This is a genomic window from Lysinibacillus sp. FSL K6-0075 (assembly GCF_038592945.1).
GTDB lineage: Bacteria > Bacillota > Bacilli > Bacillales_A > Planococcaceae > Lysinibacillus > Lysinibacillus fusiformis_F.
On sequence record NZ_CP151947.1, the window covers coordinates 1,585,289 to 1,611,927 of the forward strand.

A 26,639-nucleotide genomic window follows, 5' to 3' on the forward strand; every position below is an offset into this window, starting at 1 on the left:
TGATGTTATGAATGCTATCGAAAAACAATTACAGTTAGAACCAAATCGACGCATGTCATACATCATGACAATTGGCATTGTATGTCTGTTATTTATTTGGTCTGTAACAACCATTCATTTTGAGAATGTATCGGTAAATGGCACAAAAATTGCTAAAAATATATTCGTAGGGCTGCTGAATCCCGATTGGTCATTAATCATCAATTGGACAACGGCAGGCATCCCTTATTTATTAATCGAAACAATGGCTATTGCGTTTCTTGGTACAATTGTTGGTGCATTACTATCCATTCCCTTAGCCTTTTTGTCGGCTTCTAATATTGTGCCGAAGCCTATTGCTTTTATCGTACGATTGCTGTTAATCATCATTCGTACGATCCCTGCCATTGTCTATGGTCTCATGTTCATCAGAGTCACTGGTCCGGGGCCATTTGCTGGTGTCCTAACCATGTCATTAACCTCCATAGGGATGCTGTCCAAGCTCTATGTTGATGTAATTGAGGATTTAGATAAAAGTATATTAGAGTCGATGGAAGCAATCGGTTGTACATTAATGGAGAAAATACGTTATGGCATTTGGCCACAGCTAACAGCGTTGTTTTTATCCATCGTGATCTATCGCTTTGATATGAATTTGCGAGATGCAACCATACTCGGCTTAGTTGGAGCAGGTGGAATCGGTGCACCATTAATTTTTGCGATGAATGCCTATAAATGGTCTGAGGTAGGATCTATATTATTGGGGCTTGTGCTACTTATTTTAATCGTGGAGTATGTTTCGAATCGCTTGCGAATGAAGCTTGTCAAAGGGTAAGTACGAATTAATGAAAACTAGTAAAATCCTGAATAGTATCGACTATTCGGGATTTTTGTTTTATTGTTAAGAAAGAGGATTTTCAATTATATAAGTTTTTTACTTGAAAAAATGCCGTATTCGATTTATTGTCTTTAGAGATACTTGTTTAATGGACTTGGAGGATATGAAATGCACGGAATTTATATACGCTATAATGTCTCAGAAGAAACCCAAGCAGCACAATGGCCCAAAAAAATGGATGCATTTGCGTATGTTCAACGAGGAAAACCACAACAAGACGATGTTAACTTGCTGTCAAAAGAAGAGCTGAAAAACCATGCCATACGCTATATTAAAAGCTTAAAAGACAATGCAAGTGTACATTTAGTAGAGCAACGCAACGGCGAAATTGAACTTTTTGATCGACGCTATATGGAGTCATTAAAGTTAAAAGAAAGCATCGATTCACAACTTATTAATCTAGAAGAAATACGCTTATTATTGCAATTAATGAATGTCTTGAATTTATCCCATGCTTTTGGAGAAAATGCTGGCAAGCTGCTTCGTCAAATTACGCCATACGCAAAAGAGGTAGAGCACCCAACATTCCAAACAACACGCGTCGAACGCCATTTTTATTCGGAATTAATTGAACAAATTGAAATGGTCTATGCCAGAATTATGCGTCAACACAACCCATCAACTACGGAAATGCAACAATCAGAAAAGCTTTGGACAACAGTCTGTGAGCAAGCAATAGAAAAAGTAGAAGCACGAATCGAACGTTTATCTTCTATCAAATTAAAGCATGAGAAAAATTTACTAGAGTTTAGTCACTTAAAACAGCAAAATATCGAAGCAAAAGAACGCCTAGATTTAGCTGTCAATGAACTGGATGCCATTTTAAATGTATTAGAATCATAAGAAAAGCATGTCTCTGTCAAAATGATCAGAGACATGCTTTTTATGTTGGCGTCGGATAGAGGGACAAAAGTGACGGATAGTACAGTAGATGTAGCGGTTAAAAGTGCAAAAGTGGTGGATAGCCCCGTAAGATTGACGGATAGCTGTGTTTTACTTCGCTTTCTCCTCTGTTTGTTCCCGTTTAGTTTGGCGTGAAAGACGCAGTAAATCCAATCCAAGCAGTACAACAATGATATAGAATAGAGGACTTGTGAACGATAAGCCAATCTGTGACTGACCGCCAAGTAATGTTAAAACAATCCATAACCCGACTGTATACAATGTTAATCCGATATAAGCCTTTTTTGATAATTTTTTATATCTACCCTTGTCGAAGGCTAGTTGAATGATGACAAGTACAACTAATATAAGCAATATTATTTTTTTAGTCAGCATCGCAGCAATAGCTGTATCAGGGAAGAAATCGTTAACGAATAATAACGTAAAAAATACTAGAATAACAAAATTTAAGACTGTTGAAAGCTTCATGCCATATCTCCTTAGTTGTCAGAATACTTTTCTATTGTAACATGGTTCTAATGAAAGCAAAAAATAATACTTTAAAGAAGAGTTTGAAAAATTTTGAAACTTTTCCTGAGGTACATCCGTATAGTAGGTAATATGATGAAAAGGGGTGAGCAACTTGACGCTATTTGGCTATTCACTCGAGCAGATCTTTTTGGTGGTTTTAATTTTCGCCGGCCTTGCCACAGTATTGGTTATGTTTTTTGGTGATGCAGTCGAAGGTATTGGGGAAGGACTGCCCATTTTTAATCCGAGTGTCATTCTATCTTTCATTACGTTGATGTCAGCAGCAGGATTTATTTTAGAAAAACTAGCCTGGTTCTCTAGCGTTTGGAACATCATTGCTGCATGTATTATCGGCGCTATTTTAAGTTCCATCTTTTATTTATTTGTCCTCGTTCCGCTACGTTCCGCTGATGTCTCATTAGCTTACACAGAGGAATCGCTTGGTGGGCAATTAGGAAGAGTTATTGTGCCAATTCCAGTTGATGGTTTTGGAGAGGTTGTCATCGAAACGACAAGTGGCATGATTTCGAAACGGGCAACGGGCTATGATAATGAAGCCATTGACTATGATGAAACCGTGCTTGTGGTGGATGTGAAGGACGGAACACTTTTTGTCAGAACGTATGAGAAAAAATTTGTTTAAAGGAGAGATATGTCTATGTCAACCGATATTTTAATTGTTTTAGGAATTGTAGCATTTGTATTAATTGCCCTAGTAGGCTTATATGTGACAAAATATCGTACTGCGGGTCCTGATGAAGCACTGATTGTGACAGGTAGCTATCTCGGCTCTAAAAATGTACATAAGGATGAGTCGGGGAATCGCATTAAAATCATTCGTGGGGGCGGTACATTTGTATTCCCTATTTTCCAGCAAGCACAACCGTTAAGCTTACTTTCTAGTAAACTAGAAGTGACAACGCCTGAGGTGTATACAGAGCAAGGTGTACCTGTTATGGCGGATGGTACGGCCATTATTAAAATTGGTGGTTCTATTTCTGAAATTGCGACGGCAGCAGAGCAGTTTTTAGGAAAGCAAAAAGCGGAGCGTGAAGCGGAAGCACGTGAAGTGTTAGAAGGTCATTTACGTTCGATTTTAGGCTCCATGACGGTTGAAGAAATTTATAAAAACCGTGATAAATTCTCACAGGAAGTTCAACGTGTTGCTTCACAAGATTTAGCGAAGATGGGTCTTGTCATTGTATCCTTCACGATCAAGGATGTACGAGATAAAAATGGCTATTTAGACTCACTAGGGAAACCGAGAATCGCACAGGTAAAACGAGATGCTGATATTGCGACGGCAGATGCAGAAAAAGAAACACGTATTAAACGTGCAGAAGCGTCTAAAGAAGCACAAAAGGCAGAACTAGAGCGTGCGACAGAAATTGCGGAAGCGGAAAAAGAAAACCAATTAAAAGTAGCTGAATTCCGTCGTGAGCAGGATATTGCCAAAGCGCGCGCTGACCAAGCCTATGAACTTGAAACTGCTCGTGCAAAGCAAGAAGTGACGGAGCAAGAAATGCAAATTCGCATTATCGAGCGTCAAAAGCAAATTGAATTAGAAGAAAAAGAGATTTTACGTCGTGAGAAACAATATGACTCTGAAGTGAAGAAAAAGGCTGACGCTGATCGTTATGCGGTGGAGCAAAATGCTGCTGCAGAAAAAATGCGCGAGCTTGCTCAGGCTGATGCGGAGAAATATCGTATTGAATCCTTAGCAAAAGCAGAAGCAGAGAAAATTCGTTTGGATGGTCTTGCTAAAGCAGATGCAGAGCGAGCACAAGGGGAGACAGAGGCAGATATTATTCGCCTACGAGGTCTGGCGGAAGCGGAAGCTAAACGCAAGATTGCCGAAGCCTTTGAATACTATGGTCAAGCAGCTGTGCTGGATATGGTTGTGCGCATGATGCCAGAGTATGCAAAAGAGCTTGCAAGCCCACTTGGCAATATCGATAAGATTACTGTGGTCGATACTGGTGGTGGGGAAGGCAGTGGCGCCAATAAGGTGACGTCGTATGCAACCAATTTAATGTCTACACTACAAGAAACATTAAAAGAAACTTCGGGTATTGATGTAAAAGAGCTGATCGAAAGCTATGCTGGAAAGCATACATTGCGTCCAGAATTAGAGCAAATTGCTTTAGGGCTTGAAAAAAAGCAAGCACCTGAAGAAACGAAAGAAGCGGTAGAGCAATCCTAATAAAAGCGACCTGATGAATCGTCTCATCAGGTCGCTATTTTTTATTGTTGTTGCTGCCATTCATTTACAAGCAAGCCATAAATAACGTGATCTACATAATGATCGTAGAGCCATTCAGCAGCGCGAATGGTTCCTTCTTGAATGAAACCGAGGCGCTCTGGAATTGCACGGCTTTTGTGATTGGCTTCAGCAACACGAATTTCTACTTTATGAAGCTTCAATGTTTCAAAGGCATATTGCAATAAAGCTTTTACCGTTTTGGTCATGATGCCATGCCCTTGTGCTCCTTCACTCAGCCAATAGCCAATAGTGCCGATTTTATTGCTAGGGTTAATCGTATTAAAGCCTGCAATGCCAACAATTTCATTATTAAAGAGAATGACCAGAGAGAGGCTACTGTTCGCTTTATGCCCCTTGATACAGCCTTCAATATAGGCTTTCGTATCCGCCAGTTCCCTCGTGAAATCTAGCCATGGTAGCCATTCTTTCAGGTATTCCCTTGAGGCATCCGTTAATGCAAAAACCTTCTCTGCATCCTCAGGTGTGATCATCCGTAAAGCTAAATCTTGGTTAATGGTTATTTGCATATTGTTCACCTCATTTTTATTTTAATGCATTGTGCATAAAGCCTTTCATTTCTCGGCTAAGTACGGTTAACTCTTCAATAATTTCGCTGAAATCCTGTACGAGCTGTGCTTGCTCATTCGTTGCATCATTGATTTGTCCCATATTTTGCTTTAAATTATCTAGATTTCTATTAATATTCCGTAAGGACGACTCTATATTTTCAGTAGCACTAGATGTCTCGAAGGACAGTTTTCGAACTTCCTGCGCCACAATATTAAAGCCAGCACCATGCTGTCCAGCGCGAGCAGCCTCGATGGATGCATTTAAACCTAGTAAATTAGTTTGACGAGAAATGCTTTTAATTAAATCTGTCACGGCATTTGTTTTTTCAGAATCCTCTAGAGCATGTTGTGCTTGCTTATTAATTTCCTCACTAGTGGCCGCTAATTCCTCAGAATGGGAAGCAATTGTATGTACTTTATCCTGTAGACTGTTGACGATCTTATCCATCGTACCCATATAATCTTCAAGCTTGAGTTCATTATCTATTGGTAAGCCAAAAGCTAATGCACCTACTACTTGACCATTTTCACGAATGGGGAATGAAAAAGCATTGATTGCTACGCCGTAAACATCCTCTGGTATCACCACATCTGCATTTTGTCCATTAAAGGCGATGAAAACATTTTGGTCATTGGCATTCACTTTTTGTCCATCATGATAGCCTGAATCCACACGTTTACCTGCTAAATATTTAACGACTGTTTCACTTTCCTTTTCGACAACAGCTACAATGGCTTCTTGCTTTAATGCTAGATGAATATAAGGTGTTGCAAGGGCTAAAGCTTCAATAATTTTCATAAAAATTCCTCCAAGTCTAGTCAATGAAAATGGTTGTGTCATCTGTCTTCATTGTGACAATGGTTCTAGATGATTATATTTACTGTAGCACAATATTTGCCAAGTCAAAATAACTATTTATTTTTTATTAAAGGACGATTAAATAAAGTTGGGATGTTTTTATTTGTCAATTATAATTTGCTATTCATAGTGAAAAATGAAAACGTTTTTGTCTAATTTTTGACAAGAGAGACGTGTGTTTTACGAAATATTGTATTAGAATAATAGTAGCATGTGGAAGAAGTGAAGGAGAGCGTTTCATGGACTATATACAAAAGGGTACGAGGGCGTTTCATAAAGCAAATTGGGCCTTATTTTTAGCAGGCTTTATTACTTTTGCTAACCTATATGTAACGCAGCCATTACTACCGACATTTTCAGAAGTATTTCACGTCTCACCAGCTGTAGCAAGTTTATCTCTTTCAGTAACTACCTTTGCGTTAGCAGTGAGTTTAATCATTGTCAGTTCGTTATCAGAAGCATGGGGAAGAAAATCATTGATGACGATTTCTATTTTTGCAGCTTCTATTCTGACCTTGGCACTTGCATTTTCACCTAATTTTGAAACAATTTTAGTTTTGCGTGTTGTACAAGGTATCGTTTTTGCTGGTTTGCCTGCAATCGCCATGGCTTATTTAGGAGAAGAAATGGAACCATCAAGCTTAGGGGTTGCCATGGGCTTATATATTAGCGGTAATTCAGTAGGGGGGCTAAGTGGACGAGTTATTATTGGTACATTAACGGACCATTATAACTGGCATACAGGCATGATGGTGCTTGGAGGAATTAGCCTCTTTGTTAGTATATTGTTTGTCTGGATGTTACCAAGCTCCAAACATTTTAGCGCACGACCTTTACAATTAAAAGCATTGACCAAAACCCTACTGCAACATTTAAGAGATCCTTCTATGCTGTGTCTTTATGGGATGGGGTTTCTATTAATGGGAAGCTTTGTCACACTTTATAATTATATTGGCTTTAAATTAATGGCGCCTCCCTATAATTTAAGTGCAACAATTGTAGGTTGGATATTTGTCATTTACTTAGTCGGGACATTTAGCTCAGCATGGTTTGGTAGTTTAGCTGATCGTTATGGACGACAACAAATGCTTTTGCTGGCCATTGCCATTATGTTTGCAGGAGCCTTAGTGACACTCAATGGACTCCTTACTTTAAAGATTATAGGGATAACAATTTTCACCTTTGGCTTTTTTGCAGCTCATTCAATCGCAAGTGGTTGGGTAAGCAAACGGGCATCACACGATAAAGCACAAGCATCCTCACTCTACTTGTTTTTCTATTATTTTGGTTCGAGTGTTGGAGGAACAATAGGTGGCGTTTTTTGGATGAAATATGGTTGGATAGGTGTTATAGCGATGATTGCGCTGTTTTTATTCATTGCTTGTGTACTATCATTCTTATTAAAGAGATTCATTGTTAGACAACGTATCACAACATGATGTGAGGTGTCATTTTGCAGGAATTATTTTTATATTTTTTCATTATCCTAGCAGCTTCTATTTTACAAACCAGTACGGGATTTGGTTTTTCCGTTATGGCCACGCCTTTTTTACTGTTGCTTTTTTCACCACAAGAGGCGATGCAAATAAATATAATACTGTCCCTTGTTATTTCATTTTCTCTTATATGGAAGGTGAGGCAGGATATTGATGTAGCGTTGCTTAAGAAGGTGATGATCGGTAGTGTTGTGGGGGCTCCTTTTGGTAGCCTACTCTTTGCCTTAGTCGATGTGACGACATTCAAGTTACTCATTGCCATCCTACTAATAGGGCTTACCATTCTCTTGATTAAAAATCTCTCTATTCAACAAACAAGGAGTAGGGATTATGGCGTTGGTTTTATATCAGGTATATTCACAACCAGTATTGGGATGGCGGGACCACCACTGTTACTCTATTTTGCGAGCACACATAGAAATAAAGAAACCATTAGAGCAGTTTCACTAGCCTACTATATTTTTATCTATCTTATTAGCTTACTTTCTCAAGTCATTTTTGAGGGCACAAGTAAAATGGTTTGGGTTTATAGTATGTATGCCTTGCCCATTGTTTTCTTAGGACTTATTTTTGGACAGATGTTATTTACTAGATTAAATCAAAAGCTGTTTAGAATATTAATTTATGTTCTCTTAATAGCAGCAGGTTTCATTTTATTGATCCAAACGATATGGACAATGCTATAAAAAAGAAAAAGAAGTATGGAAAAGATAATTCATTTTCCATACTTCTTTATTGTTAACCCATAATATTGTAGCCAGCGTCGATGTAGATTGTTTCACCAGTAACACCACGGGATAGGTGAGATAGCATCACAATCGTCATATCTGCTACTTCGTCTTGTTGAACATTACGTTTTAAAGGAGCTGTTTCTTCGATTTTGTGTAAAATTGTGTTAAAGGAAGGAACACCTTTTGCAGCAAGTGTACGAATCGCACCAGCTGAAATAGCATTGACGCGAATATTATCTTGGCCGATATCAGCAGCTAAATAACGCATAGAAGCCTCTAATGCCGCCTTTGCCACACCCATAACATTGTAGCCATCAAGCACTCGTTCTGCTCCTAGGTAACTCATCGTAACGATAGAACCACCCTCTGTCATATATGGATGAGCTGCTTTTGCTGTGGAAATAAGTGAATAGGCACTTGTATCTTGTGCGAATGCATAGCCTTCTCGAGTTGTTTCAAGGAAACGGTTGTGTAAATCTTCTGCATGCGCAAAAGCCACTGAATGCACAATCCCATGAATAATGCCAACCTTTGAGCCGATTTCATCAAAAGCTGCTTTTGTGCTGTCATCACTATTCACATCACATTGAACAACAAGAGAATCAGATTGTCCGATATTTTCTAATTGTTTTTGTAATTTTTTTAATGAGCGTTCTTGACGATACGTGAAGATGACATTTGCACCAACGTCAAATAAGCGTTTTGCAATGCCCCAAGCAATACTGCGATCATTTGCTACGCCCATGACAACAATGTTCTTATCTTTTAATTGTAATAAATTATCCATCATTATAAAGAACTCCTTTGTGAGATAATATCTGTTATTAGTACCAACTACTAAAATCTTATCATACATAAAATATCGTTGCAATAACAAGATGAAAAGAGACGCAGTTTACAGAGCAAAAAAAATTCATCTCTTCACAGTAGAGACGAATTGAAAAGTGTGCTATTTTATTTTGTTACATAATGATCATACATATCTACTGCTCGATTAATGGCACTGCTGACAGTGATTCTAAAGCAATTTTGTGACCGAATGACCTGGGCCAATATTTTGATTGCTCTTGTTTGATTTTTATGGAATAAAGCATTGTCAGTTTGAAAATCATCGTCTAAAAAAGCGAGGAAATAAGGTTTTCGATTTTGAGATTTTAACAAATCAGACTCTGCACTTTTTTTAAGTGTATTATACACCCATAAATCAATTGCATTGCCTAATTGAAAGGCAGCAAAATACTGAAAATCATCATTCTCACATTCTTTTATTTTTTGAATTATTTGAATTTTTTGAAGCTCATCTAGTAAGAATGTATTGATGGAATAGTAGATGGCTTTAGAAGGATTGAGAATGAGCTCATCGGTCTGCTGTGATTTTAAGAAAACCCAGTTATTTAACACGTTTGCCCATGCGTCTACTGAATTCAAGCATTTCGCACACACATCTGGAAATATCGATTGCCATTTTGCAGCAAGATTTTTAAATCTATTCATATGGTCTTGGTCAATATAAAATAAACTATGCTCAACTTGTAACTGCTCAAACATTCACATTCCTCCAATAGATTGGTATGTATAGCAATGGACCATATGCTTATTATCTTGATGCAAAAGTTAACCAGTATTTTAATCAATTAAGAAGGCATCCATTGAAGGATGCCTTCTAGGGTATACATCAATTGAAGACTATTCGAATTTTAATGAATCGCCATCGAACGTTTCGTCTGCTACTTTGATAGAGTCTGTTGGACAACCTTCAAAAGCATCTTGCATATCTTCTAATAGATCTTCTGGTACTTCAGCAGTTCCCATGTTATCATCTAAAATAACGAAGGCAATACCTTCATCATCATAATCATAAATGTCTGGCGCTGCGGCTCCACATGCGCCACAAGCGATGCATGTATCTTTATCAACTATTGTGTATTTAGCCATTTTTTTCTCTCCTTTAACGATGTTCCTACAAAGCTTCATACTCATTTTAAAGATGTTTATCTTACATTTCAACTTAAATACTATTAAATTGGAGGAATTTGCGTCAATGTTTCATCAAATTTTATTGCAAATCTTTCAAAAACTCAATAAGGAGCGGACGATTTCGGCTGCCTATCATGTCCTAAGAGGGAAGCGTTCAGGCCAGACAATTCAAGATATTGGTCTTTTTCAACTGCATCAATATTTTGGCCTATTACCTAAACTATCTCGTCCTACATTCGACGAGGCTGTAACCTTATTTATGCAGTATAGTTGGTTAAAAGTGCAGGAATCTGGTCATTTTTACATGGAAAAGCTAGGATTACAACATGCACAACAAACGCCAACCTTTTTCTTTGATGGTTGGCACTATCGAGGAAATGAGCATGTGTTCTTTGCAAGGCTCTCTCTTATTGTGCAAAGTTTGTCACATCAAGCTGCAGCCGTTCGTGCCTTTTCACCGATAAGTAGAGACACAATGATTCAAGCATGGGTGCGATCATTTTTACAGGATCATCATTACAAGGAAGGGCATTTGCAGCAGCAATTATTGGCAGAATGTAACCACGTGCTAAACATTCTCCCTGTTTCAGATGCAAGCAAACAGCTTGTTCTTTATCGTTTAAGTGGTTATCAATTACCAGGATGGACATGGCAACAGCTTGCAGATGAACGGAAGGAAACCGTGCTAGATAGTCAATTGGCTTTTATTGAAACCCTACATATATTATTAAATGAAGTGCAACAAAAAATGGATGATTATCCAATGCTGGGGCATGTGACAGAAGGAATAAAAGTTAAAATATTGCTAACAGATTCTGCGCAACAAACCGCACAATTATATGAACAAGGTTATTCGATGGAGCAAATTGTTCGAATGAGAAAGCTAAAACAAAGCACAATTGAGGATCATTTTGTGGAATTAGCCATGTACGAACCGAACTTTTCTATTGGCCCATTCGTCTCCTATGAAGAAGCTCAAAAAGTGTGGCAGGCATCGAAGCAATATCAAACAAAAAAATTGAAAATATTACATGAAGCTTTAAACGATATGAGTTATTTTCAATTAAGGCTTGTCCTTGCGAAAGGAGAAGTATAAATGGAGCTTGAACAATTATTGCATAAGCATTTTGGTTATTCATCCTTTCGACCAGGGCAGAAAGAGGTCATTGAGGCTTTACTGCAAGAACAAGATGTCATTGCGTTGTTGCCAACAGGGATGGGAAAATCACTTTGCTACCAGCTACCAGCCTATATGTTAGAGAAGCCAGTGTTAATTGTTTCACCATTACTTTCCTTAATGCAGGATCAAGTGGAAGAGCTCCGGCGTTTTGGGGAAAAGAGGGTGGTAGCTTTAAATTCCTTTTTATCTCTAACAGAGAAACGCTATGTATTACATTATTTAGAGCAATATCGTTTTATTTTTACTTCACCGGAGATGTTGCTCCAGCAGCAGGTACAGGATAAACTGGCACAGATGAAGCTAGGTTTAATCGTAGTAGACGAGGCGCATTGTATATCACAATGGGGCTTTGATTTTCGACCTGATTATTTACGGATAGGTGAATGGTTATCGAGAGAAAATCGTCCACCCATGTTGGCATTATCCGCTACGGCAACCAATAAGGTTGTTCGAGATATACGAGAAACTTTATCTCTCAAAGCGCCATTCGAGTTTATGTATAATGTTGACCGCCCGAATATTCATCTAGGTCGTGTAATAGTGGAGGATAAGGCCGATAAAGCTAGATGGCTTTTGCAGCATGTTACAGAAACGGCGGGTCCTGGTATTTTATATGTTTCCTCACGTAAACGTGCGCAACAATATAGTAAAGCCTTTTTACAAGCAGGCATTCGTGTCGCTGCCTATCATGCTGGCTATGGGGCGGAGGACCGTCAATTTATCCAACAGCAATTTATAGCTGGTGAATTGGATTGGATTGTCGCAACGAATGCTTTTGGCATGGGAATCAATAAGCTTGATATACGGCAGGTCATTCATGAATCAATGCCTGCTAATATAGCGAATTATATGCAGGAGATTGGACGTGCAGGGCGTGATGGTCAATCTGCACTTGCCATTTTACTGTATAGTGATGGTGATGAGGAGCTAGCTAAATTTGTTGTGACAGGCGATTTACCAACACTACACCATGTAGATCGCTATCAGGAGCTGCTATCCCAGCAAATACAGCCAGCCCAAATGCTAAAAAACGGGGAGTTGAGTGAGACGGCTTTCCGTGTGTTAGACTATTGGGTTCAACGAGAGTCTACGGAACAAGTAAAAGCTCGACTAAATCATTTAGCCCTAGAGAAATACCATGCAGTGAATGAAATGCTTAAAATCATACAGACAAAAGACTGTATTCGTGAACATTTAGTCGGGTATTTTGGGCAAAAATTGCAGGAAAAACCGGAAAACTGTTGTGAAAATTGTGGAATCCATTATGATGTAATCAAGAAAACACGCTTAAAAGAGAAGAAGAAAGTAGAAATGGCATCATGGGAAAGTCGATTGCAGCAACTATTAATGGGTATTTAGACTAAAACTGACGGTCATTTACTTTTTTCGTAAAATTCGTCATAATAGAGATGATAGAAAGCGTAGTAAGGTTGGGGGAAAGGCGAATGAATAAAGAAGATTATCGCGATAAAATAGAAGAGCATCGTCAATCATTTGAAGATGAGCAAAAAGAACAGCAATCCTTATCAAGAGTTTCCAGAATGAATAAAAATGGTAATAAAAACAAAAAGCCAAAAAATTCGAAACGTAAAACACCGTTAATGACGATTCTTTTTGTTATTTTTATCTTGATACCATTAACAATCCTTATCTATTTTTGGAAATTTTATGAACCAGGAAAAACGATTGAGCAAGCTGAAAAGGACACAGCTGAACAGGTTGTCGAATTAGATCCTTCAGAGGCATCTGCGTCTGATAAAGATAAAAATGATAAGGGTCAAGACGCTCAGGGGGATAAGAAGGCTCAGGAGCAATCTCAAAAAGATGCCGATAAATTAGCAGCTGAACAAAAAGCTGCTGAAGAGGCGAAAAAAGCACAAGAGGCTAAAAAGGCAGAGGAAGCAAAAAAAGCAGAAGAAGCTCGAAAAGCTGAGGAAGCGAGAATAGCTCAACAACAAGCAGAGGCAGCCAAAAAAGCAGAAGAAGCTAGAAAAGCGCAAGAAGCAAAGCAAAATGCTAAAGCAAGTACACATACTGTAAAAGCAAATGAGAACTTATACCGAATTGCATTAAATCATTATGGCGATGGCAGTGAAGCGACTTTAGCTAAAATTCGTGCTGCCAATGGTATGTCTTCTAATACCGTCATGGTTGGGCAAGTCATTAAGCTACCTTAATAGAATTTTTTATGGTTATATAGTTTTTCTAGTATAAAATAACAGACAAACGTTCACACCAAAACGTACGTCTGATTTAGCAAAAAGGCGATTCTTCTTAAGAAACGAATCGCCTTTTTGCTGTCGTAAGGAGAAGTGAGAAAATGCTATATTTAGGGCTATTTCTTTTGGTAGTCATCGCCCTTCTACTCTATATGTGGAAGGTGGCATATGAAAATAATGTATTGTCTCACCAGCTTTCATTACAAGGTGAACAGGAAAAGGTACGATTATTTTTTATTTCAGATGTTCATTTACGTAAAATAAGTAAGAAAATGATTGCACAGTTACAGGGACAGCATTTTGATGCAGTAATTATTGGCGGTGACTTTGCAGATAGCCGTACACCAATTGATCGTATTCATGAAAATTTAACATTATTAACGTCCCTGGGACCAACCTATTTTATTTGGGGCAATAATGACAGAGAAATTGGGGAAGAAAGGCTGAAGGACATTTTACAGGCATATCAGGTTCAAATAATTGTCAATGATGCCATACTACTTCCGCTGAAAAATCGCTTTTGGTTGAGTGCAATTGAGGATACAACCGTAAAAGAATATAGCTTCGAAAAAGCCTTTGCCAAGGTAGGAGAACAGGATTTAGTTGTTTTCATTGCGCATAATCCAGGGGTTTTTGCGAAAGTTCGTGCAAAGTTTCGTGCGGATTTAATGATGGGGGGACATTTACACGGAGGGCAAATCCGATTCGGCCCATATGGTGTCCATCCAAATGGTTCCTATCGTCAGCGTGATGGTGTTATGACTTTAGTAAGTAATGGCTATGGGACGACATTAGTGCCTTTTCGACTTGGTGCGAAACCGCAATGTCATATTATTGACATTGATATTTCGAGTAAATAACCAACCAAATCCTATGAGAAGGCGTATAATAAAAAGGTATCGTCTATTCTATGATAATGTGAAAGCATGGAACAGTAATTTTTGCTGTTCAAATTCGATTGGAGTGTCAAGAAATGCAGCAAGCAGATGCAATTATTGTTGGAGGAGGCCCATGTGGTTTAGCAGCAGCAATAGCTTTGCAAAATATTGGATTACAACCTATTGTGATTGAAAAAGGAAATATCGTGAATGCCATCTATCATTACCCTACACATCAAACATTTTTTAGTACGAGTGAACGGTTAGCTATTGGTGATGTGCCATTTATAATTGAAGGACGTAAGCCGAAACGCAATCAAGCCCTTGTCTACTATCGAGAGGTTGTCCGTTTAAAAAATATACAAGTTAATCGCTTCGAAAAAGTACAAAGTGTTGTAAAAAATAAGGATATGTTTACTGTTACATCTGATAAGGATACGTATGAAACGCCATATGTTGTCATTGCAACAGGTTATTATGATCATCCAAATTATTTAAATATCCAAGGTGAACAGTTACCTAAAGTATTCCATTACTTTAAAGAGGGACATGAATTCTTTGATACGGATATTCTTGTGATAGGTGGTAAAAATTCAGCGATAGATGCCGCTCTAGAATTAAATAAAGCGGGCGCTCGTGTAACGGTTGCCTATCGTGGCAGTGAATATTCTCCAAGCATCAAGCCGTGGGTACTACCTGAATTTGAAGGGGTAGTCAAAATTGGAGAAGTCGACATGCTTTTTAATACAAATGTAGTAGAAATACGAGAGCATGAGGTTGTTTTAGAAGTAGATGGTCAAGAGAAGGTAGTAAAAAATGATTTCGTTTTTGCTATGACTGGTTATCATCCTGATCATTCCTTTATTAAAGCAATGGGAGTGGAGATAGAGGAAGAAACAGGGCGTCCTTATGTTACGCCTGAAACGATGGAAACCAATGTGGAAGGATTATTCATTGCAGGTGTGATTGCAGCAGGAAATAATGCCAATGAAATTTTTATTGAAAATGGCCGTTTCCATGGTGAATGTATCGCTCGAATTATTGAACAGAGAAAAAAATAATGATCAAGGCTGTATAGGCATGTAGCTTATACAGCCTTTTTAGAGAGGAGAAACGCATTGATTGGCTTGTATTGGGTCTTGAGTTATTTAATAGGAAACATCTTGACTGCTTATTTCGTTGGTAAGATATATGGTGTCAATTTGCAGGAAGAGCGTAGTAAAAATTTAGGCGCGCGTAATGCGGGTAGTGTGATTGGGAAAGGGGCCTTTCTTTGGACTTTTCTCGGTGATTCATTGAAAGGTGTACTTGTAGTCGGGTTGGGCTATATGTGGCATTTGGATGAATGGGTCATTATTGGTGGGGCTGCATGGGTAATCATAGGACATCTATTTCCAATCTGGCTGAAATTGAATGGAGGAAAAGGTGTAGCTACTTTTATTGGTGTTGGTCTTGCCTTATCACCGAGCCTATTTTTATGGATGATCATTGGAACAGTACTTCTATCTGCGTTTACAAGAAGTTTGACGCTTGGCATGGTTGGAGGATTTATTTTCTATCTAGGTGCAATTATTCAAGCTGGGAAAATAGAGTCGTATGGACTTTTAATCGTGGCCATCGTGTGCATGCTTATTAAGCATATGTCTAATATTCAGGAGTCATTGAAAAGAGGGACGTGAAGAAAATGTATTGGTGTAAAATTGCCCAAACAAATGAGGAATTTGAGGCGATCGCTCGATTGAATTATGAAACATTTGTGGAAGAAATTCCTCAGCATGAGGTAAATCCAACAAGAAAAAAAGTGGACCGATTTCACCAGGAAAATACGTATGTCGTTGTTTATAAGGAAACAGAATTAATTGGCATGGTCGCGTTTAGAGATCAACGACCATTTTCGATTGATGAAAAGATTGGTAGGGTCGAACAGTATTTACCAAAGGAAAATTGTGCGAAACTTTGTGAAATTCGTTTGCTTTCAGTGAAGAAAGGTTATCGAACGGGTCGAGTATTATTGAAACTTACACAAGCCTTAACTACATTTGCCTACGAAAAAGGCTATACTGCTGCAGTGATTTCAGGTACTACGAGAGAGGAAAAACTGTATAAGCAGATGGGTTTTAAACAGTTTGCGCCAGCTGTCGGAGTAGAGGATGCTTTGTTTTTACCGATGGTGCTCACAAGAAATGAATTTGAGCAATCATTACAACATAGACTAACGACGGAACCCTCTACATTTTATCCAGGGCCAGTGAAGCAATTAGAAGCAATCGCTTATTCCGAGTTATCACATCGTTCGCTACCTTTTAATGCGCTTTATGAACGAGTACAGAAGAAGTTGCTGCATTTATCGAATGCCCATCATGTTGGTGTAATCGTTGGGACAGGAACGCTGGCAAATGAAGTGATGCTTGCTCAACTAAAGGCACAGCAATTAGGGAAGGGGCTTATTCTAACAAATGGTGAATTCGGTGAGCGTTTACGCAAGCAAGCCGCTCGTTGGTCATTACATTTTGAGGTGGTAGAAAAAGAGTGGGGTACAGTATTTGATGGCGAAGAACTGGCTTCACTACTTGAAACGGGGTCTTATCAGTGGATGCTGGCAGTGCATGGGGAGACTTCCACAGGAACTTGTAATGACTTAGGCCTTCTGAATAAACTAGCTAAACAATACAATGTAAAGTTATGTATAGATTGTATCAGTTCGTTCGGTGCCATGCCATTTTCCTTACAAGACTGCTATTTAGCTACGGCTGTGAGTGGCAAGGCCATTGGTGCGTTAAGTGGGCTAGCATTTGTGTTTTCACAATCACTTGCACCCTCATCTGCTACACTACCTGCTTATCTTGATTTAGCAAATTATCAGCAAGGTGCCATACCATTTACGTTACCTGCTGTATTACTGGGCAATGTGGATACGGCATTGCAAGCCTATCCAGCACGCTATGAGCAGCTACAGCAACGCTTTCAATCGCTGCTGCAACTACCAATCATGCAATTTCAATATCCAACAATTCAATATCCGATGCTGATAACGGTTCAATTGCCTAATACTTATGCTAACCTACTTCTTGATTTAGCATTGAACGGACTATTCGTTCATGGTGAAAGCCCGTATTTACGACAAAAGAATTTCATTCAATTTTCTGTGATACAACCAGATTTTGATGAAGCTTTTGCTCGACTTAGCGAGATATTGAGCTATTATGAACAGGTGATCGAAGTATGATTAGAAATACTTTAGCTTTACAGGAAGAAGTCCTTTAAGTTTAAAGGCGTACCTGTTGTGTTAAGGCCTATTAATAATTTTAAGCGTGCCTTTTGACCATTGATACCTGTGGCAAATATTGCGCCTAAGTCTTCGAGCATTTTACCGCCACCCACATAGCCATAAACACCTTCTGCAATACCATTAAAGCAGCGGGAAACAAGTACTACTGGGATGTCTCGCTGTAGAAGGCTTTCAATACCCTTTACAACAGATGGTGGGACATTCCCTTGGCCTAGCCCTTCCAGCACAACGCCATCATATTTGCAGGCAAGCACGACATCTAATAAATCTTCTTCCATACCCGCATACACTTTTAACATCGCTACACGCTTGGATAAATTGTTCACATCTACATATTGTCGACGAATTGGTGCATGATGGAATAAGATGCGTGATTTTGTAATAATTCCAATCGGTCCGTATTGTGGAGATTGGAAAGTATTTACTGAACTAGTGCTTGTTTTTGTTGTGTTAACAGCAAGATGAACCTCATCATTCATCACAACAAGCACACCTTTATCACGGGCTTCCTCATCAACGGCAACTCGGACTGCTTCCACTAAATTATAAATCCCATCTGCTCCTAGTTCGTTAGATGAACGCATGGCACCTGTTAGCACAATCGGAATGGCTAAGTTCGTTGTTAGCTCTAAGAAATAGGCGGTTTCTTCCAATGTATCCGTACCGTGTGTGATGACCACACCGTCAATTGGTTGTGCGTCAATTTGGTCCATAATCAAGTTACGTAATAAGAGCATTTCTTTCGGTGTAATATGTGGAGAAGGAAGGTTAAAAGCTTCTATTTCGATAATACTTGCTAGTGAAGCCAGCTTATTACTTTCCTTCATAAGAGGATTTTCCTTATTTGGCATGACCGCTCCTTCATCACTCATCGCCATGGAGATTGTGCCGCCTGTATGAATTAATAAAATTGTCTTTTTCATAAAAAATAAATCTCCTTTTAAAAAGTTTTTTTGTCATTACATGGTATAATAATAGCAGTCTATTGTTGAAAGGAGCCGGCATCATGATCATTTTATTATCTGCTGCCATTGCTCCCGGTCTAGCGCTTTTTAGTTATTTCTATTTGCGCAATCAGATGGCTACGGAGCCAAGAAGAACTTTACTACAAACGTTTTTATACGGCGCATTTTTAACGTTCCCTATCATGTTTTTACAGTATGTATTAACAGAGGAAGGGGTTTTTCGATATCTTTATCTTCAAGACGTACTTTTTTCTAGTGTCATTGAAGAGTTTTTTAAATGGTTTGTACTATTAATTGCCATCTACAATCATATAGAATTTGATGACCCTTACGATGGTATATTGTATGGTGCCAGCATTTCACTTGGCTTTGCAACGATTGAAAATGTTCTTTATTTACTGTCATTTGGCTTGGACACTGCATTCATGCGAGCCTTATTACCAGTATCAAGTCATGCTTTATTCGGGGTCGTAATGGGCTATTATTATGGACGTGCTAAGTTTTCAAAACTTGTTAAGACAAAAGAAATGATTGCTATGGCGCTTTGTGCACCAGTCGTACTTCACATTCTATACAATACAATATTATCATTCAAAGGTCACTGGGTTTATTTAATGATTCCTTTTATGTTGTTTTTATGGTGGTTTGGCTTGCGCAAAGTAAAGCTTGCTCATTATCATCTGGTGCAACATCTGCATATGCAAAAGAAAATATAAAGCGTAGAAATCGTCAAAGATTTCTACGCTTTATTTCTTTTTTATCATGTATAAATTACTCCTTTTGTTTCAAGCTATAAAAAAAAGGAGTGATAAAAGTGCGTTTAGTAAGCATACTTTTTGCTTTAATATTAGGAATTAGTATAATTGCGATTCCTCAAAACGATGCGAATGCATTTAGCGATCAGCAAATTACTCGTGGTGCCTATGGAGATGATGTCGTTGAATTACAGGCAAGGCTACAATACTTAGGTTTTTATAAGAGTAAAATTGATGGCAAATTTGGCTATAACACATACTGGGCTTTACGTAATTTCCAAGAGAATTATGGATTACCAGTAGATGGCATTGCTGGCACGAAGACAAAAAAAGCGTTAGCGGGCTATTCGGATTATGATGAAAAATGGGTGAAGGCACAATTAAATGCAGGGAATCAATTTACTTATTATGGTGGTAAGCCACTTGATCAGCAAGTGAAAAAAAATACGAGTGGTGGAAGTGGCAACAGTAGTGGAAGTACCAATAATAATGGCACAGAGACACAAGTTCCTCCCAAATATACAGAACGTGATTTACAGCTAATCGCGAATGCAGTATATGGAGAGGCTAGGGGAGAACCTTATGAAGGGCAAGTAGCAGTTGCAGCAGTTATTTTGAATCGTTTGGAAAGCCCAGATTTCCCGAATACCATTTCAGGTATCATTTTCCAACCATTGGCATTTACGGCCGTTGCAGATGGACAAATTTGGCTTGAGCCAAATGAGCGAGCAAAAGAAGCGGTTATTGATGCTATGAACGGCTGGGACCCTTCTGAAAATGCGTTGTATTATTTCAATCCAAAAACAGCAACGAGTAAATGGATTTGGTCACGTCCACAAATTAAACAAATTGGAGAGCATATTTTCTGTTCATAGAAAGGAGGAACATAGATGAAAACTTGGCTCGTGGTCTTAACGATTGCCGTTATTGGGTTAGGGGCATACAGTATTGATTTACACGGAGATAAAGAAGATTTACAACGTACCGTGCTAGCGCAGTATACAGATAAGTTAACTGATGCATCTGAGAAACTTTCCCATCTTCAGCGCTCAGTATCACAATCCCTGTTGTTTCAAGACGAGCAGGCGATTCACAATGAGCTAGATTCGGTTTGGCGTTTAAGCTCAGAAGTTCGTTCTTCTATTGCGAATATTCCAATTGGACAAGAACTTTCGAGTGAATGGATGAACTATCTAGGGCGTCTTGGCGATGAAGCAAAAAGGACAGCAAAAACAGGTGATTATGAGGCTTGGCGTGAAAAAATGCCTAAGGTTTCAACGAATTTACAATCTCTTTCTGATGAGTGGACAGCAGCAACCGTCGATTTTTATAAGCATGATGGAAAAATGGATGTTTGGCTACAGCAGGTAGATAATAAAAATCCAAATACCCAATTTGATACTGTAAAAGATACGCTAAAAGGCTACGGCGAAAAAGATTTCCCGTTAACTTTATCGGAATCTGATTGGCAGAAAAAAATTGAGTTAAAGGCATTACAGGATGCTGTTATTACCGAAAAAGAAGCATTAGAAAAAGTGAAATACTTATTCCCAATCATTAAAGATGCAACATTTACAGTCACAAAAAGTAGCGATACAGCACCATATCCTTTCTACCATATCCAATTCCATCAAGGAATACGACTAGGCTATGTTGATTTAACAGAAAAGGGTGGACATTTATTATCCTATTTAGTAGAACGTCCTGTTGATGAAGCGAAGTTATCACAAGAGGAAGTCATGAAAAAAGCGCAGGAATATGTGAAGAAATTAGGCATGAAAGATGTAGCCTATGTGGAATCACGTGAAAATCATCAAGCATGGCATGTGACATTTGCTCGAGTCCATCCAGGAGATAATGCGTTAATCTACGCTGATGGTGTTCAATTGAAAGTAGCGAAAGACACAGGCGAGCTGTTAGGTGCGAATGCAATGGAGTATATTCAAGAAGAGAATATTAAGAAGCAAACAGCTAAGCCAATTGATTGGAAAACATTCTTCCAGGACGATATTCAAGTACAAGAGGTAAAAAATATTTACACAGATAATGGGCAATTTGAACAACGTCTTTGCTATGAGGTTATTGCATTGCGTGATGGTAATACACAAGAGACATTTAGAATAGTCATTGATGCGGAAAACCATAACGTATTAAAAGTGGAATATCTAACTTAACTTAACATGAAAATACTACCAATTGATATAGCCAAAATAAACTTCTCGTGAGATAATTAAACTATATTTTTCGCACGGGGAGATGCTCATGGAAATAAAAATTGGTACACATTTACAACTTGAACCAACTTATACAGAGCGTTTGGAGAAATTCCGCTGTAAAGTTGTAGAGCAGAAAGATAATATTCTATATATTGATTATCCGGTTAATATGGCAACAAAGAAAACGGCATTTTTAATAGATGGCTCAGAATTTAGAGCAACCTTCCGTACTGAGGATAAACAATCCTTTGCTTTTAATACAGAGGTAGTTGGCCGTAAAGCAGGTAATATACCAATGATTATGTTGCATTGTCCAACACCAGAAGAGTTTATAAAAATTCAGCGACGAGAATACGTTCGTGTGGAAACACCTGTAGATGTTGCTATTCAGTTGAAAGACTATAAATATCAGCTCGTGACTGTGGATATTAGTGCAGGAGGCTTAGCAGTCATGTTGAAAGGTCAAGTAGCTTTCAATGAGGGTGATGAAGTAAAATTAACCATCGTATTGCCTTTTGCCAATGGAGAAGTCAAATATGTCATTACGGATGCGATGATCGTGCGTATTTTTGAAAAAGAGGATAAACGCATTGCGACAATCCAGCTAACGGATACAGATGACGTCGATCAACAGCATATTGTACGTTTTTGCTTTGAACGCCAATTAGTCAATCGCCGTAAAGAAATGAATCCTTTTAATGATTAATGTTCATCATGAATATTTTGTTGAAGCCCTCTCCTGGTAGAGGGCTTTTTTGGGGTTATATGATACAATATGAGGTGACAGAAAGTGGGGAAGAATTATGAAGAAAAACATTCAAATTGCGATAGACGGGCCTGCTGGTGCCGGCAAAAGCACGATCGCGAAAATTGTTGCTGAAGCACTTGGATTTACTTACATTGACACAGGCGCAATGTATCGAGCAGTTACGTATAAAGCGATGCAACAAAACATACATTTAGATGATGAAGCAAAATTGGCAGAGATGCTAGAGGTAAGCACTATAGAATTAAAACCATCCCCACAGGGACAGCTTGTCTTTTTAGATGGTCACAATGTATCAGCGGAGATACGCTCCAATGAGGTCACTTCATCAGTCTCTCAAGTAGCTGCCCATGCAAAAGTTCGTGAGCTATTAGTTGCCCAACAGCAAAAGCTTGCAGCTAACGGTGGGGTTGTCATGGATGGTCGTGATATTGCTACACACGTCTTAAAGCATGCAGAGTTAAAGATTTTTATGTCTGCAACAGTAGAGGAACGTGCTAGACGACGCTTGATTGATAATCAAAAAAGAGGAATTGACTCCTCTCTTGAAAAACTTCAGGAAGAAATTGCGCTACGTGATAAAAAGGATAGTGAGCGTGAAGCATCGCCACTTATTAAAGCTGAAGATGCTCTATTTTTAGATACAACAGCATTGTCCATTGATGATGCAGCACAAGCTATTTTAAAATTAGCAGAAGAAAAAATGCTATAAATCCTAAAATTTCAGACATTTTTTGAATTTAAAGGATTTATTTTTGTCTTTGTCTTCAATATCGAATAAAATAGTAAGGGAAGATGCGAAGGAGGGTTACATATGTCTGAAGAAATGAACTATGCAGAACAAACGTTTAACGAAGGTGATATCGTCAAAGGCATTGCCGCGCAAGTTGATGAAAAGGCAGTATCTGTATCAATTCCAGGGGCTCCATTTGATGGTATTGTTCCGATTAGTGAATTATCTAGCTTACACATTGAGAAAGCGTCTGATGTTATCTCTGTAGGAGATGAATTAGAGTTGATGATCACAAAGGTAGAAGAAGAAAACTTTGTTCTATCAAAACGTAAAGTGGATGCTTTAAAAGCATGGGATACACTGGAACAGCAATTTGCCGCTGCAGAAATTTTCGAAGCGGAAGTAAAAGATATTGTTAAAGGTGGTCTTGTCGTAGATTTAGGTGTACGTGGCTTTGTACCAGCATCGCTTGTAGAGGACTACTTTGTCGATGATTTTGAAGGCTATAAAGGGAAATCATTAAGCTTTAAAATTGTTGAGCTTGATAAGGACAAAAATCGCCTTATTTTATCTCATCGAGCAGTGGTAGAAGCAGAAAAAGCTTCACAAAAGAAAAATGTTATTAATCAAATTAAAGCTGGCGAAGTATTGGATGGTAAAGTACAGCGTCTAGCATCATTTGGTGCATTCATCGACCTTGGCGGTATTGATGGCCTTGTACACATCTCACAAGTATCGCATGAGCATGTGAGTGATGTGAGTGAGGTTCTAGCTGAAGGGCAAGATGTAAAAGTAAAAGTTCTGTCAGTGGACCCAGAAAATGAACGTATTTCTTTATCGATCAAAGAAACTATTCCTGGACCATGGTCAAGTATTGAAGACCGTGCAGCCAAAGGCACTATTTTAGACGGTAGAGTGAAGCGTCTTACTTCATTCGGCGCATTTGTGGAAGTATTCCCAGGTGTTGAAGGTTTAGTGCATATATCGCAAATCGCGCATAAGCACATTAACACGCCACATGAAGCATTAAAAGAAGGACAAGAGGTACAGGTGAAGGTACTTGATGTCAATGCTGACGAAGGCCGTCTAGCCCTAAGTATTAAAGAATTACTAGAAAATCCAGAAGCAGAAGAAGTAATCGATTATGAATTACCTGAAGAGAACACAGGCTTCTCATTCGGTGATGTCATTGGCGATAAACTGAAAAACTTTAAATAATGTATAAAGCGAGGATGCATGAATGTATCCTCGCTGTTTTTATGGTTGAAATGGTAGATAGAAGGTTTGAAGGGGAGAGAACTTCAAAAGTTAGGTTGTAGTAATTAAGAAGTGGATAGAAGCTTTGAATTGAAGGATACAACTCTAAAAGTAGCGGATAGAACTTTTAAAGTGGCGGATAGGATTCTAAAAGTGAAGGATAGCAATAAAGAAGTGGATAGAAGCTTTGAATTGAAGGATACAACTCTAAAAGTAGCGGATAGAACCTTTAAAGTGTTGGATAGGATTCTAAAAGTGAAGGATAACAATAAAGAAGCGGATAGAAGCTTTGAATCGGAGGATACAACTCTAAAAGTAGCGGATAGAACCTTAAAAGTGTTGGATAGGATTCTAAAAGTGAAGGATAGCAATAAAGAAGTGGATAAAAACTTTGAATCGGAGGATACAACTCTAAAAGTAGTGGATAGAACCTTAAAAGTGTTGGATAGGATTCTAAAAGTGAAGGATAGCAATGAAGAAGCGGATAAAAACTTTGAATTGAAGGATACAACTCTAAAAGTAGAGGATAGAACCTTTAAAGTAGCGGATAGGATTCTAAAAGTGAAGGATACAAATTAAAGTAAAAGATAGAACGCTTAAATTGAAGGATACAACTCTAAAAATAGCGGATAAAACCTTCGAAACACCTAATAGAACTCTCAAAAAAAGGGATAACACCTATAATAGCCATACATAGCGTTCTACATTATGGATATGATATGATATAATGGCATTTTTCGTGTATAATAGCGAAAGACAAGAAGTTGGAAGGATGAAGTACAGATGACGAAACCAGTAGTAGCCATCGTAGGTCGTCCGAACGTAGGTAAGTCGACGATTTTTAATCGTATCGTTGGAGAACGTGTTTCAATTGTGGAGGATATCCCAGGCGTAACACGTGATCGTATTTATAGTTCGGCAGAGTGGTTGACACATGATTTTAATATTATTGATACAGGTGGGATTGAAATTGGAGACGAGCCGTTTTTAGAGCAAATTCGTCAACAAGCTGAAATTGCCATTGAAGAAGCAGACGTTATTATTTTTATGACAAATGGTCGTGAAGGGGTAACGGCAGCAGATGAGCAAGTTGCTAAAATTTTATACAAAACAAAAAAACCAGTCGTATTAGCAGTCAATAAAATCGATAATCCCGATATGCGTGAAATGATTTATGACTTTTATGCGCTTGGTTTTGGTGAGCCTTGGCCAATCTCAGGTTCTCACGGCTTAGGTTTAGGGGATTTATTGGACGAATGTGCGAAACATTTCCCGAAAGAAGATGAAGAGCAATATGGTGATGATGTCATTAAATTCTCTTTAATTGGTCGTCCAAATGTTGGAAAATCCTCTTTAGTGAATGCTTTCTTAGGGCAGGATCGTGTTATTGTAAGTAATATTGCTGGGACAACACGTGATGCGATTGATACGCCTTATGCGTATGATGGACAGGAATATGTCATTATTGATACGGCGGGTATGCGTAAAAAAGGAAAAATCTATGAAACAACGGAGAAATATTCTGTGTTACGTGCGCTACGTGCCATCGAACGCTCAGACGTTGTTTTAGTAGTACTGAATGCAGAAGAGGGTATTCAGGAGCAAGATAAAAAAATTGCTGGCTATGCGCATGAAGCTGGAAAAGCTGTGATCATCGTTGTGAATAAATGGGATGCCATTGAAAAAGATGAAAAAACAATGAATGTCTTTACACAGCAAATTCGTGAGCATTTCCTATTTTTAGATTATGCACCGATTATTTTTGTGTCGGCGAATACAAAACAGCGTGTTCATCAAATTTTACCGATTATCCAACGTGTAAGCGAGAATCATGCGATGCGTATTCAGTCTTCTATTTTAAATGAAGTGATTGAGGACTCCGTGGCGCGTAATCCTGCGCCGACAGATAAAGGTCGTCGTTTACGTATTTACTATGCTACCCAGGTAGCGATTAAGCCACCAACATTCGTGATTTTTGTGAATGAACCTGAGCTTATGCATTTCTCATACGAACGTTTCTTAGAAAATCGAATTCGTGAAACCTTTGACTTTGAAGGGACGCCAATTCGTTTAATTACACGTGCGCGTGCTTAAGGTAATAGCTATACACATACAATACGCCAACCCGACATATTTGTTGGGTGGCGTCTTTTTACAAGAAAAGAAATTATTATAGACAACCCAACAAAGGGAGGA

Annotated in this window: 28 protein-coding genes; 21 read left to right on the forward strand and 7 right to left on the reverse strand. The window is 38.5% G+C overall.

Annotated elements, in window-relative coordinates:
- Positions 1-7: 7 nt before the first annotated feature.
- Both phnE and MHB65_RS07615 read left to right on the forward strand, forming a co-directional pair.
- Entirely contained in the window at positions 8-814 is an 807-nt protein-coding gene (gene phnE / locus MHB65_RS07610; RefSeq protein ID WP_342442991.1) for a phosphonate ABC transporter, permease protein PhnE, read from the forward strand.
- Between the two features lie 171 nt (positions 815-985).
- Positions 986-1,720: a hypothetical protein gene (locus MHB65_RS07615; protein WP_342442992.1), complete on the forward strand. Its 735-nt coding sequence runs from the start codon at positions 986-988 to the stop codon at positions 1,718-1,720.
- A gap of 150 nt (positions 1,721-1,870) precedes the next feature.
- On the opposite strand, the gene MHB65_RS07620 is transcribed toward MHB65_RS07615, so the two are convergent.
- Positions 1,871-2,248 (reverse strand): hypothetical protein, encoded by a 378-nt coding sequence (locus MHB65_RS07620; RefSeq protein ID WP_342442993.1) that lies wholly within the window; start codon positions 2,246-2,248, stop codon positions 1,871-1,873.
- Positions 2,249-2,402: 154 nt separating this feature from the next.
- On the opposite strand from MHB65_RS07620, the gene MHB65_RS07625 reads away from it, so the two are divergent.
- Positions 2,403-2,933, forward strand: a complete 531-nt coding sequence (locus MHB65_RS07625; protein ID WP_004232545.1) for a hypothetical protein — start codon at positions 2,403-2,405, stop codon at positions 2,931-2,933.
- A gap of 15 nt (positions 2,934-2,948) precedes the next feature.
- The gene (locus tag MHB65_RS07630; RefSeq protein WP_205442325.1) at positions 2,949-4,493 is read left to right on the forward strand and encodes a flotillin family protein; all 1,545 of its coding nucleotides are present in this window, start codon (positions 2,949-2,951) and stop codon (positions 4,491-4,493) included.
- A gap of 41 nt (positions 4,494-4,534) precedes the next feature.
- On the opposite strand, the gene MHB65_RS07635 is transcribed toward MHB65_RS07630, so the two are convergent.
- Positions 4,535-5,080, reverse strand: a complete 546-nt coding sequence (locus MHB65_RS07635; RefSeq protein ID WP_342442994.1) for a GNAT family protein — start codon at positions 5,078-5,080, stop codon at positions 4,535-4,537.
- 16 nt (positions 5,081-5,096) lie between these two features.
- Positions 5,097-5,921, reverse strand: coding sequence for a methyl-accepting chemotaxis protein (locus MHB65_RS07640; protein ID WP_205442327.1), 825 nt, complete (start codon positions 5,919-5,921; stop codon positions 5,097-5,099).
- A gap of 299 nt (positions 5,922-6,220) precedes the next feature.
- On the opposite strand from MHB65_RS07640, the gene MHB65_RS07645 reads away from it, so the two are divergent.
- Together MHB65_RS07645 and MHB65_RS07650 are read left to right on the forward strand one after the other, a co-directional pair.
- A complete protein-coding gene (locus tag MHB65_RS07645; RefSeq protein WP_205442328.1) occupies positions 6,221-7,420 on the forward strand; it encodes an MFS transporter in 1,200 nt (399 codons plus the stop codon).
- A 14-nt stretch (positions 7,421-7,434) separates the two neighbouring features.
- Complete coding sequence (locus MHB65_RS07650; protein ID WP_342442995.1) at positions 7,435-8,163, forward strand: sulfite exporter TauE/SafE family protein; 729 nt, start codon at positions 7,435-7,437, stop codon at positions 8,161-8,163.
- A 52-nt stretch (positions 8,164-8,215) separates the two neighbouring features.
- Here MHB65_RS07650 and MHB65_RS07655 read toward each other — a convergent pair whose 3' ends face one another.
- The 3 genes from MHB65_RS07655 to MHB65_RS07665 form a co-directional block, all read right to left on the reverse strand.
- On the reverse strand, positions 8,216-8,998 hold the full coding sequence (locus MHB65_RS07655; protein WP_342442996.1) for an SDR family oxidoreductase: 783 nt from the start codon (positions 8,996-8,998) through the stop codon (positions 8,216-8,218).
- Positions 8,999-9,162: 164 nt separating this feature from the next.
- Positions 9,163-9,756, reverse strand: coding sequence for a hypothetical protein (locus MHB65_RS07660; protein WP_342442997.1), 594 nt, complete (start codon positions 9,754-9,756; stop codon positions 9,163-9,165).
- A 138-nt stretch (positions 9,757-9,894) separates the two neighbouring features.
- Positions 9,895-10,143 carry a ferredoxin gene (locus tag MHB65_RS07665; protein WP_004232564.1) on the reverse strand — a complete coding sequence of 83 codons (249 nt, stop codon included), beginning with the start codon at positions 10,141-10,143 and terminating at the stop codon, positions 9,895-9,897.
- A gap of 106 nt (positions 10,144-10,249) precedes the next feature.
- On the opposite strand from MHB65_RS07665, the gene MHB65_RS07670 reads away from it, so the two are divergent.
- The 7 genes from MHB65_RS07670 to MHB65_RS07700 all read left to right on the forward strand — a co-directional run bounded on the left by MHB65_RS07670 (position 10,250) and on the right by MHB65_RS07700 (position 17,688).
- Complete coding sequence (locus MHB65_RS07670; RefSeq protein ID WP_342442998.1) at positions 10,250-11,281, forward strand: helix-turn-helix domain-containing protein; 1,032 nt, start codon at positions 10,250-10,252, stop codon at positions 11,279-11,281.
- Positions 11,282-12,724: an ATP-dependent DNA helicase RecQ gene (locus tag MHB65_RS07675; protein ID WP_342442999.1), complete on the forward strand. Its 1,443-nt coding sequence runs from the start codon at positions 11,282-11,284 to the stop codon at positions 12,722-12,724.
- A gap of 86 nt (positions 12,725-12,810) precedes the next feature.
- On the forward strand, positions 12,811-13,542 hold the full coding sequence (locus tag MHB65_RS07680) for a LysM peptidoglycan-binding domain-containing protein (RefSeq protein WP_205442334.1): 732 nt from the start codon (positions 12,811-12,813) through the stop codon (positions 13,540-13,542).
- Between the two features lie 143 nt (positions 13,543-13,685).
- A complete protein-coding gene (locus tag MHB65_RS07685; protein WP_342443000.1) occupies positions 13,686-14,444 on the forward strand; it encodes a metallophosphoesterase in 759 nt (252 codons plus the stop codon).
- 113 nt (positions 14,445-14,557) lie between these two features.
- Complete coding sequence (locus MHB65_RS07690) at positions 14,558-15,523, forward strand: YpdA family putative bacillithiol disulfide reductase (RefSeq protein WP_342443001.1); 966 nt, start codon at positions 14,558-14,560, stop codon at positions 15,521-15,523.
- Between the two features lie 57 nt (positions 15,524-15,580).
- Complete coding sequence (locus tag MHB65_RS07695) at positions 15,581-16,141, forward strand: glycerol-3-phosphate acyltransferase (RefSeq protein WP_342443002.1); 561 nt, start codon at positions 15,581-15,583, stop codon at positions 16,139-16,141.
- Positions 16,142-16,146: 5 nt separating this feature from the next.
- Complete coding sequence (locus tag MHB65_RS07700) at positions 16,147-17,688, forward strand: aminotransferase class V-fold PLP-dependent enzyme (protein WP_342443003.1); 1,542 nt, start codon at positions 16,147-16,149, stop codon at positions 17,686-17,688.
- 17 nt (positions 17,689-17,705) lie between these two features.
- On the opposite strand, the gene MHB65_RS07705 is transcribed toward MHB65_RS07700, so the two are convergent.
- Entirely contained in the window at positions 17,706-18,674 is a 969-nt protein-coding gene (locus MHB65_RS07705) for an asparaginase (protein WP_342443004.1), read from the reverse strand.
- Positions 18,675-18,757: 83 nt separating this feature from the next.
- Between MHB65_RS07705 and prsW the strand changes: the two genes are divergently transcribed.
- From prsW to der, 8 genes are all read left to right on the forward strand, one after another.
- On the forward strand, positions 18,758-19,432 hold the full coding sequence (prsW, locus tag MHB65_RS07710) for a glutamic-type intramembrane protease PrsW (protein WP_004232588.1): 675 nt from the start codon (positions 18,758-18,760) through the stop codon (positions 19,430-19,432).
- 98 nt (positions 19,433-19,530) lie between these two features.
- Positions 19,531-20,346, forward strand: a complete 816-nt coding sequence (gene sleB, locus MHB65_RS07715) for a spore cortex-lytic enzyme (protein ID WP_205442341.1) — start codon at positions 19,531-19,533, stop codon at positions 20,344-20,346.
- A 15-nt stretch (positions 20,347-20,361) separates the two neighbouring features.
- A complete protein-coding gene (locus MHB65_RS07720) occupies positions 20,362-21,645 on the forward strand; it encodes a PepSY1/2 domain-containing protein (protein ID WP_205442343.1) in 1,284 nt (427 codons plus the stop codon).
- An 88-nt stretch (positions 21,646-21,733) separates the two neighbouring features.
- On the forward strand, positions 21,734-22,393 hold the full coding sequence (locus tag MHB65_RS07725; RefSeq protein WP_342443005.1) for a flagellar brake domain-containing protein: 660 nt from the start codon (positions 21,734-21,736) through the stop codon (positions 22,391-22,393).
- 97 nt (positions 22,394-22,490) lie between these two features.
- Positions 22,491-23,165, forward strand: coding sequence for a (d)CMP kinase (gene cmk, locus MHB65_RS07730; RefSeq protein WP_342443006.1), 675 nt, complete (start codon positions 22,491-22,493; stop codon positions 23,163-23,165).
- 102 nt (positions 23,166-23,267) lie between these two features.
- On the forward strand, positions 23,268-24,404 hold the full coding sequence (gene rpsA, locus MHB65_RS07735) for a 30S ribosomal protein S1 (RefSeq protein ID WP_205442347.1): 1,137 nt from the start codon (positions 23,268-23,270) through the stop codon (positions 24,402-24,404).
- Between the two features lie 129 nt (positions 24,405-24,533).
- The gene (locus MHB65_RS07740) at positions 24,534-25,022 is read left to right on the forward strand and encodes a hypothetical protein (RefSeq protein ID WP_342443007.1); all 489 of its coding nucleotides are present in this window, start codon (positions 24,534-24,536) and stop codon (positions 25,020-25,022) included.
- A 204-nt stretch (positions 25,023-25,226) separates the two neighbouring features.
- Positions 25,227-26,537 carry a ribosome biogenesis GTPase Der gene (der, locus tag MHB65_RS07745; protein ID WP_205442348.1) on the forward strand — a complete coding sequence of 437 codons (1,311 nt, stop codon included), beginning with the start codon at positions 25,227-25,229 and terminating at the stop codon, positions 26,535-26,537.
- Positions 26,538-26,639: the final 102 nt, after the last annotated feature.

Bases quoted from the DNA above. Each gene is read 5' to 3' on its own strand.
- MHB65_RS07725 (WP_342443005.1), top strand. From the start codon at position 21,734: ATGGAAATAAAAATTGGTACACATTTACAACTTGAACCAACTTATACA.
- MHB65_RS07680 (WP_205442334.1), top strand. From the start codon at position 12,811: ATGAATAAAGAAGATTATCGCGATAAAATAGAAGAGCATCGTCAATCA.
- MHB65_RS07690 (WP_342443001.1), top strand. From the start codon at position 14,558: ATGCAGCAAGCAGATGCAATTATTGTTGGAGGAGGCCCATGTGGTTTA.
- MHB65_RS07620 (WP_342442993.1), bottom strand. From the start codon at position 2,248: ATGAAGCTTTCAACAGTCTTAAATTTTGTTATTCTAGTATTTTTTACG.
- MHB65_RS07675 (WP_342442999.1), top strand. From the start codon at position 11,282: ATGGAGCTTGAACAATTATTGCATAAGCATTTTGGTTATTCATCCTTT.
- MHB65_RS07670 (WP_342442998.1), top strand. From the start codon at position 10,250: ATGTTTCATCAAATTTTATTGCAAATCTTTCAAAAACTCAATAAGGAG.
- MHB65_RS07660 (WP_342442997.1), bottom strand. From the start codon at position 9,756: ATGTTTGAGCAGTTACAAGTTGAGCATAGTTTATTTTATATTGACCAA.
- MHB65_RS07705 (WP_342443004.1), bottom strand. From the start codon at position 18,674: ATGAAAAAGACAATTTTATTAATTCATACAGGCGGCACAATCTCCATG.
- MHB65_RS07645 (WP_205442328.1), top strand. From the start codon at position 6,221: ATGGACTATATACAAAAGGGTACGAGGGCGTTTCATAAAGCAAATTGG.
- MHB65_RS07615 (WP_342442992.1), top strand. From the start codon at position 986: ATGCACGGAATTTATATACGCTATAATGTCTCAGAAGAAACCCAAGCA.
- MHB65_RS07720 (WP_205442343.1), top strand. From the start codon at position 20,362: ATGAAAACTTGGCTCGTGGTCTTAACGATTGCCGTTATTGGGTTAGGG.
- MHB65_RS07630 (WP_205442325.1), top strand. From the start codon at position 2,949: ATGTCAACCGATATTTTAATTGTTTTAGGAATTGTAGCATTTGTATTA.
- phnE (WP_342442991.1), top strand. From the start codon at position 8: ATGAATGCTATCGAAAAACAATTACAGTTAGAACCAAATCGACGCATG.
- cmk (WP_342443006.1), top strand. From the start codon at position 22,491: ATGAAGAAAAACATTCAAATTGCGATAGACGGGCCTGCTGGTGCCGGC.
- MHB65_RS07665 (WP_004232564.1), bottom strand. From the start codon at position 10,143: ATGGCTAAATACACAATAGTTGATAAAGATACATGCATCGCTTGTGGC.
- MHB65_RS07640 (WP_205442327.1), bottom strand. From the start codon at position 5,921: ATGAAAATTATTGAAGCTTTAGCCCTTGCAACACCTTATATTCATCTA.
- der (WP_205442348.1), top strand. From the start codon at position 25,227: ATGACGAAACCAGTAGTAGCCATCGTAGGTCGTCCGAACGTAGGTAAG.
- MHB65_RS07655 (WP_342442996.1), bottom strand. From the start codon at position 8,998: ATGATGGATAATTTATTACAATTAAAAGATAAGAACATTGTTGTCATG.
- MHB65_RS07635 (WP_342442994.1), bottom strand. From the start codon at position 5,080: ATGCAAATAACCATTAACCAAGATTTAGCTTTACGGATGATCACACCT.
- MHB65_RS07700 (WP_342443003.1), top strand. From the start codon at position 16,147: ATGTATTGGTGTAAAATTGCCCAAACAAATGAGGAATTTGAGGCGATC.
- prsW (WP_004232588.1), top strand. From the start codon at position 18,758: ATGATCATTTTATTATCTGCTGCCATTGCTCCCGGTCTAGCGCTTTTT.
- MHB65_RS07685 (WP_342443000.1), top strand. From the start codon at position 13,686: ATGCTATATTTAGGGCTATTTCTTTTGGTAGTCATCGCCCTTCTACTC.
- rpsA (WP_205442347.1), top strand. From the start codon at position 23,268: ATGTCTGAAGAAATGAACTATGCAGAACAAACGTTTAACGAAGGTGAT.